The organism is Mesorhizobium sp. BR-1-1-10, assembly GCF_020165595.1.
GTDB classification, from domain to species: Bacteria; Pseudomonadota; Alphaproteobacteria; order Rhizobiales; family Rhizobiaceae; genus Mesorhizobium; species Mesorhizobium australicum.
The window spans coordinates 85,704-93,458 of record NZ_JAIUIL010000019.1 but is presented as its reverse complement, the minus strand read 5'-3'; the positions used below and the strand labels follow the sequence as shown (position 1 = coordinate 93,458).

Below are 7,755 nucleotides of genomic sequence, written 5' to 3'. Positions count from 1 at the left end.
CTCTTGCCGGAGCCCCCACCACCGATGATGAAGGTCAGCCTGCCGCGATCAGGCAAAGCTGTCGCGCAGGCTGGTCGCCATGCCGGTGAAGCGCCTGCGCACCACGCCCACGATCGCGCCGAGCACCAGCCAGAACACCAGATTGGTCACCGTCACCGCCACCACGAACTGATGGTGCAGGCCTTCCGGGATCGGTGTTTCGAAGCTGTCGGGCTGCGGCGCGCCGACGACATGCGGCGCGACGATCAGCAAGACGGCGAGGATGGTCAATGGCAGCGATCTGCGAAAGACGATCAGGCCTAGGCCGATCGCGGTCGCGGCCGCCGTCGCCGTCCACCAGATCTGGCGCGGCAGAAGATCGGCCGCCGGCATTGCCGGCAGTTCCGGCTGCAGTCCGAGACCCGGTGCCAGTGTGAACACGGCAAAGCCGGCCAAACCCCAGAACACACCCTGGCGCCAGTTGCCGACGCCGCCGAAGAACTCGGAAACCGCGACCAGGACCAGTGCGAAGCCGATGCCGGTGACGATATTGGCAACCACGCTAAAGGCGAAACGCTCGAAACCGTCGGCCGGCGCCCAGCCTTCGTCTTCCTCCGCCGGTGTCACGGCATCGGTGCCCGCGGGCGCGGCAGAGCTCATGGCATTCCCAGCGGGCGCCACCGTGCTCATGGCATCATTGGTCGCCGCTGGTGCGGCCGCGTGATCATGGTGGTGGCCGCCGCCGGCCTTTTCGTAGACTTCCGCCTTGAGGATCAGCGGCACGGTGGCATAGGCCTGCATGCAGGCGAGAACGACACCGGCCACGAGCCCCGCGATCGCCGCGACGAACACGACGTTGCGAAACAGATTCATGATGTCGGATCCTCGTTAGTGGCAGGGAAACGCCATCGAGTGGCGATAGTCGTGGGCAGCATTGTGGACCGCATCGATATGCGAGAAGCCGACAAAGCCGACGACGAAGATGCCGAGCAGCGCCGCGAGCGCGAGCTGCATGAAGCGCGACTGCGAGGAGACGGAGGCGCCGAGGGAGACGGAAGCGGTAGTCATGTCTTGTCCTTTCGCCCTCCACCCGAGGGCATCGAAGTCAGTTTCCTGTCGCCGGCAGGTCTCCTGGCTCGCGGATAAGCGCCCTTCCCCACCTTCCCGAAGAAAAATCTTCAGTGGCATATGGAGAGGACTACCGCACACAGTTGCGGGGGCAGCCACGGCATTGGGCAGGAATTCCTGCCCGCACCGCATTCCCTCTTGGCTCCAAAAAGGAACCGACGACATCGGTGACTATAGGGAAATTCGCCGCGCCCGGCAAACCAAATTCCGACAGCCGCCAGCGCAGGAGCGCCGTATCGGCGAAGCTGCCCTCCTCCCGTCCCGATTGACAAACTTCATGGCCGGGTGTCGGCTGGCACCCCTCACGGGAAGCCAGCCATGCAGCCCAATGCCAGCGAGCGCGAGCCCTACAACGGCCTGACTCGAACGGAGCCGACGCTGCCCTCGTCGGCCTATTGGGACCAGGACAACTATCAGCGCGATCTCGACGCCATCTGGTACAGGAACTGGCTGCTCGTCTGTCGCGAGGCCGACCTTGCCCAGCCTTTGGCGTTCCGCACCTTCCGCGTCGGTACGCAGGAAATCCTCCTGCTGCGCGACGACACCGGCGAGTTGCATGCCTTCCACAACACCTGCCGGCATCGCGGCTCGCAGCTTTGCCAGGAAAGCCAGGGCCGGCTGAAGGCGCGGCTGATCACCTGCCCGTATCACGCCTGGTCCTATTCGCTGCGTGGCGATCTGGTGCGCGTGCCGTCGAAATCGCTGCCTGACGGCTTCGACAAGGCCGATCACCCGCTTTATCGCGTCGCGCTCTCGGTGTGGCGGGGCTTCGTCTTCGTCAATCTTGCGGAAGATGCCGCCAGCTCGGCGCAATCCTCCTTCGACCCGGCCTCCGGCGACTTCGGCAACTGGCCGCTGGAAACGCTGGTATCGGGCCACGTGCTGCGCAAGGTGATGAACTGCAACTGGAAGATTTTTTGGGAAAATTTCAACGAGTGCCTGCACTGCCCGGGCGTCCACAAGGACCTGTCGCGGCTGGTGCCGATCTATGGCCGCGGCCTGATGAGCCGGCATGACGATCCCGAATGGCTCCGCCACGCCGACAATGACGCGCCGGAATTTTCCGGCGGCCTGCGCACCGGGGCTGAGACATGGTCGCGTGATGGGCAGGCGCACGGGCCGGTCTTCCCGGGCTTGACGCCGGCGGAACGAACCGCCGGTCAGACTTACTCCACCAACCTGCCGTCGATGTTCATTGTCGGCCATGTCGACTATGTCAGGACCGTGCGGCTTACGCCGCTCGGTCCCGAACAGACCGAATTGACCGCGGAATGGCTGTTCGCGCCCGAGGCGCTCGCTGAGACCGACATCGACAACATCGTTGCCTTCGGCACACAGGTGCTGGAGGAGGACGCGGCAATCTGCGAGGTCAACCAGAAGGGCCTGCGCTCGATGCGTCATACAGCTGGCGTGCTGATGCCCGAGGAGTACGACCTGGACCGTTTCCACAACTGGGTGCGCGAACGGCACGCTGCGCGCTCACCCGAGGCCTGAAGATCACAGCGACTTCGGCAGGTATCGCCAGGTCATGAAGCCGCAAAAGGCTGCCAGTAGCCCAAGCGTGACGAACACCGAGCCCAGGCCGAAGAAGGCCAGCACCACCGAATAGACCAGCGGCGGCGTCAGTTCGGAAAAATCGAGATAGGTGCGGTAGACCGCCGCCATCTGCGCGCGCTCATAGGAGCGCACCGAGCGCATGAAGGCGGTCGAACCCAGCGCGTCGAGCGCGATGGTGAAGAAGGCGCCGCACAGCAGGAAGGCGCCGGTGAGCAACGGCACGGTTTCGCCCACGGCACCGGCCGCCAGCAGCGTCGCCGACATAGCGAAATAGGCAAATGTCATGGTCCTGCGGCCGCCCAAGCGTTTCCCCGCCTTGCCCCAGAAGATCGCCATGAACAGCAGTGCGTTGCCGGCCGAGACCAGCAGACCGCCGGCCAATTCGCCTTCGCCGGTGATGACCATGAACAGCGGACCATAGACGAAGAAGGTCGTCCAGAAGCAGGAGCGGCCGAAGGCTATCAGCCAGGCGAGCCTCAGCCTCGGCTGCGCGACGAAGCGGCCGATGTTGGCGAGCGGATTGGCCGGTCGTGTCTTGCCCGGGCGGATCGACTGGTTGTCGCTCAGCCGATAGGTCCAGAACAGCGCCAGCAAGGCCATGGCGAACACCGCCACCGCGCCATGCGCGGCATAAATGCCGAAGCGCGTATAGAGAAAAATGCCGAGCGTCGGCCCGCAGGTCCAGGCAACCATCGACCACGCCATGCGCAGCGATTCGGCCTGCATGAAATCGGTCTTGCGGATGTGATCCATGATGTAGAGGTTGAGCGTGATCGACAGCGCGCTGGCGCCCATCACCCGGCACAGCATTCCGGCCAGTTGCCCGGCGAGCGTATGGGTGACGAAGAACAGCGAGCCGATGGCGAGCAGGCAGGCGCCCGCCGTGTAGACCCAGCGCCGCGCGAAGCGGCGGATCAGCATCGGCATGAACAAGGTCACCGACAGGCCGAGCAGGGACACGGCGGTGTAGAGTATCGAGACGATCTGCTCGTTGCGGAGAATCTCGTAGGCCTGGATCGGTATGACGCTCGACACCATGGCGCGGGCGAAGGATTCGACAGCGTACAGCGAGGCGAAGGTGCGCGCATCCGCGGCCTTGAGGGCCGGAAGCCAGATCGGATGGCGAACATGGGTGGACATTGCTTCCCCAAAGCAGAATCGAGGCGTTAAATCTGCCGTGGACATTTCAGGCCCATTAAGAGGAAACCGACGCACATCCGGCAAAAAGCGAAGCCGGTCAAAGGCTTTTCCGCGCTGGCCCAACCCGGCGGCTGGCGCGGACCCCGCCGCGCGGTGCAGGCCAAGGCGCCCGGTCTTCTTCTATCCGGTGCAACCGTGATAGTCGTCGTGGAGGGGCTGAATCAGATCGCGAGACCATGAGCATCCACACGCCGACCGTACCCGTCCCGCAGCCATCGAAGCGCATCGTCGCCATCGATATCTTGCGTGGCATCGCGCTGATCGCGATGGCGAGCTACCACTTCACCTGGGACCTGGAATTCTTCGGCTACACCGATCCCGGCCTCACCGCCTTCGGCTGGTGGAAGTTCTACGCCCGCTGCATCGCATCGACCTTCCTGTTCCTGGTCGGGGTCAGCCTCTATCTCGCCCATGGCCGACAGATCCGCTGGAACGGCTTCTGGAAGCGGTTCGCCATGATCGCCGGCGCGGCGGTCGCCATTTCGGTCGTCACCCGCATCGCCACGCCCGACGGATTCATCTTTTTCGGCATCCTGCACGAGATCGCGCTCGCCAGCCTGCTCGGCCTCGCGTTCCTGCGCCTGCCGGCGCTGCTGACGCTTGCCGTCGCCGCGCTCGTCATCGCGGCACCAGTCTACCTGCGCTTCGAGGCCCTCGATCATCCCTGGCTCTGGTGGATCGGCCTGTCGGCGATCAACCCGCGCTCCAACGACTACGTTCCGCTGTTCCCCTGGTTCGGCGCCGTGCTTACGGGCATTGCGGTGGCCAAATTCGCTTCCACTTCCGGCATAAGGGCACGCCTGGCGAACCTGGCGCCCGGACGCTGGTCCAACCCGCTGGTCTTCATCGGCCGCCACAGCCTGGCTTTCTACCTGATCCACCAGCCGCTGCTGATCGGCTGCGTCTGGCTGTTCTCGCAAGTGATGCCGGCGCAAGTCGAAACCCCGCAGGTCAATTTCCTGAAAACCTGCCAGCGATCGTGCGAGCAGATGCGCAACGCAACCTTCTGTTCGAGCTATTGCGGCTGCATGCTCGAAACGCTCGAAGGCGAAGCCTCTCTTGATCGGCTCTTCAACAACGACCAGACTGCGGACTTCAGGGCGCATCTGTCCGATCTTGCCGCAACGTGCACCGCCAAGACCGAGGACAAGATGACGGAGGGAGGGACACAATGATCGGGCCAAAACCTGGGATCGAACCGAAGCCTGGGACCGGGCCGAAGCCTGGGCTGGTACCGTGGCCGCCGGTGATCTACGCCGCCGCCATCCTCATCAGTGTCGTGCTCGGCCTCTACATCCCGCTGCCCTGGATCGGCGATCTCCTTGGCGACATCCTGTTCGCCGCCGGCTGGGTGGCATTGTTCGCCGTGGCCGTACTCTGGTTCACAGCGATCCGCACCATGATACGGGCCAGGACCACGCTCAATCCCAACGCCGTGCCCGATCATCTCGTCACGACCGGCCCCTTCGGCGTCAGCCGCAATCCGATGTACCTGGCCAACACGCTGCTGTTGATCGGCGTCGCCTTCGTCTCGGGCATCGCCTGGTTCTTCCTGCTTGCCTTCGTCGCTGCCTTCGTCACCCAGAAGGTCGCGATCGAGGGCGAGGAAAAGATATTGGCGGCGAAATTCGGCAAGAAATACCGCGACTATGCAAAAAGAGTCCGGCGCTGGATTTGAGCAGGGCTACGTGTTGACGCCGAGCTCGACCAGCCGCTCGACGCAAGACTCCTCGGCCTGGTCGAGTTCGGCCAGTGTCTCCTCGAGGTCGCGACGTTTCTGCCTGAGGTCTTCGCGCTTTTCCTCGATGCGTTTGATCATCAGCTTGAGCTGCCCGACCTCGCCCGGCGGCTCCTTGTACATCTGGATGATCTCGCGGATCTCGTTGATCGAGAAGCCGAGGCGTTTTCCGCGCATGATCTGCCGGATGAGGTGGCGGTCGGAAGGGCGAAACAGGCGTGTGCGGCCGCGCCGCACCGGCTGCACCAATCCCTCGTCTTCATAGAAACGCAGTGTCCGCGTCGACACGTCGAATTCGCGGGTCAGCTCGGTGATCGAATAATATTCCCGCATTGTCACTCCCTGCCGGAATTCCAGGCGATCGCCATGCGGCGTCTCCCTTCTGTCCCGAACCAAACCCTTGTCCGCCGGAATCGACGCGACACCCCGCACAAGCCTCGCACGGCATTTACGTAAAAGTCAATTGAGACCGTTACCGGACACCGAACCACCAGCTCGCGAGGCCGAGGAAGGCAAAGAATCCAACAACGTCGGTGACCGTGGTGACGAAAACCGCCGAAGCGACCGCGGGATCCACCTTGAACCTGTCGAGCAGCAGCGGGATCAGGATGCCGGCAAGGGCCGCCACGAACATGTTGATGATCATAGCCGCCGCGATGATGCCGCCGAGATTAGGGTCGTGGAACCAACTTGCGGCGACGATGCCGATCAGCACGGCGAAGACGATGCCGTTGATGAAGCCGACGCCCATCTCGCGGCGGATGATGCGGCCGGCGTTGTAGATGTCGAGATCCCTGGTCGCCAGCGCCCGCACGGTGACGGTCATGGTCTGCGAACCGGCATTGCCGCCCATGCCGGCCACGATCGGCATCAGCACGGCGAGTGCCACGATCCGCTCGATCGTGTGGTCGAACAGGCCGATCACCGATGCCGCCAGGAATGCCGTCAGCAGATTGACGAGCAGCCAGGGAACGCGCGAGCGCGAGGTCGCCAGAATGCTGTCGGAGAGCTCTTCGTCACCGACGCCGCCCATGCGCAGCAGGTCTTCCTCCGCCTCCTGCTGGATGACGTCGACGACATCGTCGATGGTCAGCACGCCGACCAGCCGTTCGTTTTCGTCGACGACCGCGGCCGACAGAAGGTCGTATTGTTCGAATTCCCGCGCCGCCTCTTCCTGGTCCATGGTGGCGGGAATGGCGTGCCGCGTCTCATGCATGACCTCCCCCACCTTGACCGCGCGCTTGGCGCGCAGGATCTGGTCGAGATCGATGGCCCCCAACAACTTGAAGGTCGGATCGATGACGAAGATCTGGCTGAAGCGGTCCGGAAGGTTCTTGTCCTCGCGCATGTAGTCGATGGTCTGGCCGATGGTCCAGAAAGGCGGCACAGCGACGAACTCAGTCTGCATGCGCCGCCCGGCGGTCTCTTCCGGGTAGTCGAGCGAGCGCCGCAGCCTGATCCGCTCGGTGAACGGCAGCTGCGACAGGATCTCGTCCTGGTCTTCCGGCTCGAGGTCTTCGAGAATGTAGACCGCGTCGTCGGAATCGAGTGCCTGCACGGCCTGCGCGATCTGCGCATTGGGCAGATTGTCGACGATATCCATGCGGATCGCCTCGTCGACTTCGGTCAGCGCGGAAAAATCGAAGTCGGCGCCCAGCAGTTCGACCAACGCGCGCCGCTGCTCGGGATGCAGCGCCTCGATGAGGTCGCCAAGTTCCGACTGATGCAGGTCGTCGACTTCGCGCTTGAGGGTCAGCGTATCGCGGTCGGCGATCGCCGCACCGATCTGGGCAAGGAAGGACGAAAGAACCGCGCCGTCCTCGCCATAGATGTCGGCGTGGGCGTCGTCAGCCGCCTTGGCGGAGGTCGTCTGCTTGTCCTGGCCTTCCACCAGCGTCTCCAGCCATCAGAATCCCGGAAAGGTTGCCAATCAGGTCTAGACCATGATTCCGAAAAGTGGAAATCGGTTTTGGGTCCGACCACAAACAAGAAATTTGGAGCGGCGGCATGATTCGATTTCGCAGCCCGTCGCTCCAACGCACGGGAATTCCAGCCGAAAAATCCCGCTTGCGCAAAGGCGTCGTTTTCCACCGACGCGACATTGTCCGGCGTGCGCAACCTAGTCGATTCCGTCAAAGCGGGTGTGCTTGTGG

Annotated in this window: 8 protein-coding genes and 1 riboswitch; of the genes, 3 read left to right on the top strand and 5 right to left on the bottom strand. The window is 63.5% G+C overall.

All coding sequences use genetic code 11. The features are described 5' to 3' along the window. Positions 1-48: 48 nt before the first annotated feature. Positions 49-852: a CbtA family protein gene (locus LB555_RS28970; RefSeq protein ID WP_015317374.1), complete on the bottom strand. Its 804-nt coding sequence runs from the start codon at positions 850-852 to the stop codon at positions 49-51. Between the two features lie 15 nt (positions 853-867). Beyond that, complete coding sequence (locus LB555_RS28965; RefSeq protein ID WP_015317373.1) at positions 868-1,047, bottom strand: CbtB domain-containing protein; 180 nt, start codon at positions 1,045-1,047, stop codon at positions 868-870. Between the two features lie 35 nt (positions 1,048-1,082). After that, a riboswitch (cobalamin riboswitch) is annotated at positions 1,083-1,282 on the bottom strand. Positions 1,283-1,425: 143 nt separating this feature from the next. Here LB555_RS28965 and LB555_RS28960 point away from each other — a divergent pair. Further along, positions 1,426-2,601 carry an aromatic ring-hydroxylating oxygenase subunit alpha gene (locus LB555_RS28960; RefSeq protein WP_224684353.1) on the top strand — a complete coding sequence of 392 codons (1,176 nt, stop codon included), beginning with the start codon at positions 1,426-1,428 and terminating at the stop codon, positions 2,599-2,601. 3 nt (positions 2,602-2,604) lie between these two features. On the opposite strand, the gene LB555_RS28955 is transcribed toward LB555_RS28960, so the two are convergent. Beyond that, positions 2,605-3,804: an MFS transporter gene (locus LB555_RS28955; RefSeq protein ID WP_224684352.1), complete on the bottom strand. Its 1,200-nt coding sequence runs from the start codon at positions 3,802-3,804 to the stop codon at positions 2,605-2,607. A 236-nt stretch (positions 3,805-4,040) separates the two neighbouring features. Here LB555_RS28955 and LB555_RS28950 point away from each other — a divergent pair, with 236 nt between their 5' ends. Further along, positions 4,041-5,039 (top strand): heparan-alpha-glucosaminide N-acetyltransferase, encoded by a 999-nt coding sequence (locus LB555_RS28950; RefSeq protein ID WP_224523203.1) that lies wholly within the window; start codon positions 4,041-4,043, stop codon positions 5,037-5,039. Next, positions 5,036-5,542, top strand: a complete 507-nt coding sequence (locus tag LB555_RS28945; protein WP_140723996.1) for a methyltransferase family protein — start codon at positions 5,036-5,038, stop codon at positions 5,540-5,542. The genes LB555_RS28950 and LB555_RS28945 overlap by 4 nt, the downstream gene beginning before the upstream one ends. Positions 5,543-5,548: 6 nt before the next feature. On the opposite strand, the gene LB555_RS28940 is transcribed toward LB555_RS28945, so the two are convergent. Both LB555_RS28940 and mgtE read right to left on the bottom strand, forming a co-directional pair. Continuing rightward, on the bottom strand, positions 5,549-5,935 hold the full coding sequence (locus tag LB555_RS28940; protein WP_006203215.1) for a MerR family transcriptional regulator: 387 nt from the start codon (positions 5,933-5,935) through the stop codon (positions 5,549-5,551). A 139-nt stretch (positions 5,936-6,074) separates the two neighbouring features. Continuing rightward, positions 6,075-7,493 (bottom strand): magnesium transporter, encoded by a 1,419-nt coding sequence (mgtE, locus tag LB555_RS28935; RefSeq protein ID WP_015317368.1) that lies wholly within the window; start codon positions 7,491-7,493, stop codon positions 6,075-6,077. Positions 7,494-7,755: the final 262 nt, after the last annotated feature.

Excerpts from the sequence above, each read along its gene's own strand:
- LB555_RS28970 (WP_015317374.1), bottom strand. The coding sequence starts at position 852 with ATGAATCTGTTTCGCAACGTCGTGTTCGTCGCGGCGATCGCGGGGCTC.
- LB555_RS28965 (WP_015317373.1), bottom strand. The coding sequence starts at position 1,047 with ATGACTACCGCTTCCGTCTCCCTCGGCGCCTCCGTCTCCTCGCAGTCG.
- LB555_RS28960 (WP_224684353.1), top strand. The coding sequence starts at position 1,426 with ATGCAGCCCAATGCCAGCGAGCGCGAGCCCTACAACGGCCTGACTCGA.
- LB555_RS28955 (WP_224684352.1), bottom strand. The coding sequence starts at position 3,804 with ATGTCCACCCATGTTCGCCATCCGATCTGGCTTCCGGCCCTCAAGGCC.
- LB555_RS28950 (WP_224523203.1), top strand. The coding sequence starts at position 4,041 with ATGAGCATCCACACGCCGACCGTACCCGTCCCGCAGCCATCGAAGCGC.
- LB555_RS28945 (WP_140723996.1), top strand. The coding sequence starts at position 5,036 with ATGATCGGGCCAAAACCTGGGATCGAACCGAAGCCTGGGACCGGGCCG.
- LB555_RS28940 (WP_006203215.1), bottom strand. The coding sequence starts at position 5,935 with ATGCGGGAATATTATTCGATCACCGAGCTGACCCGCGAATTCGACGTG.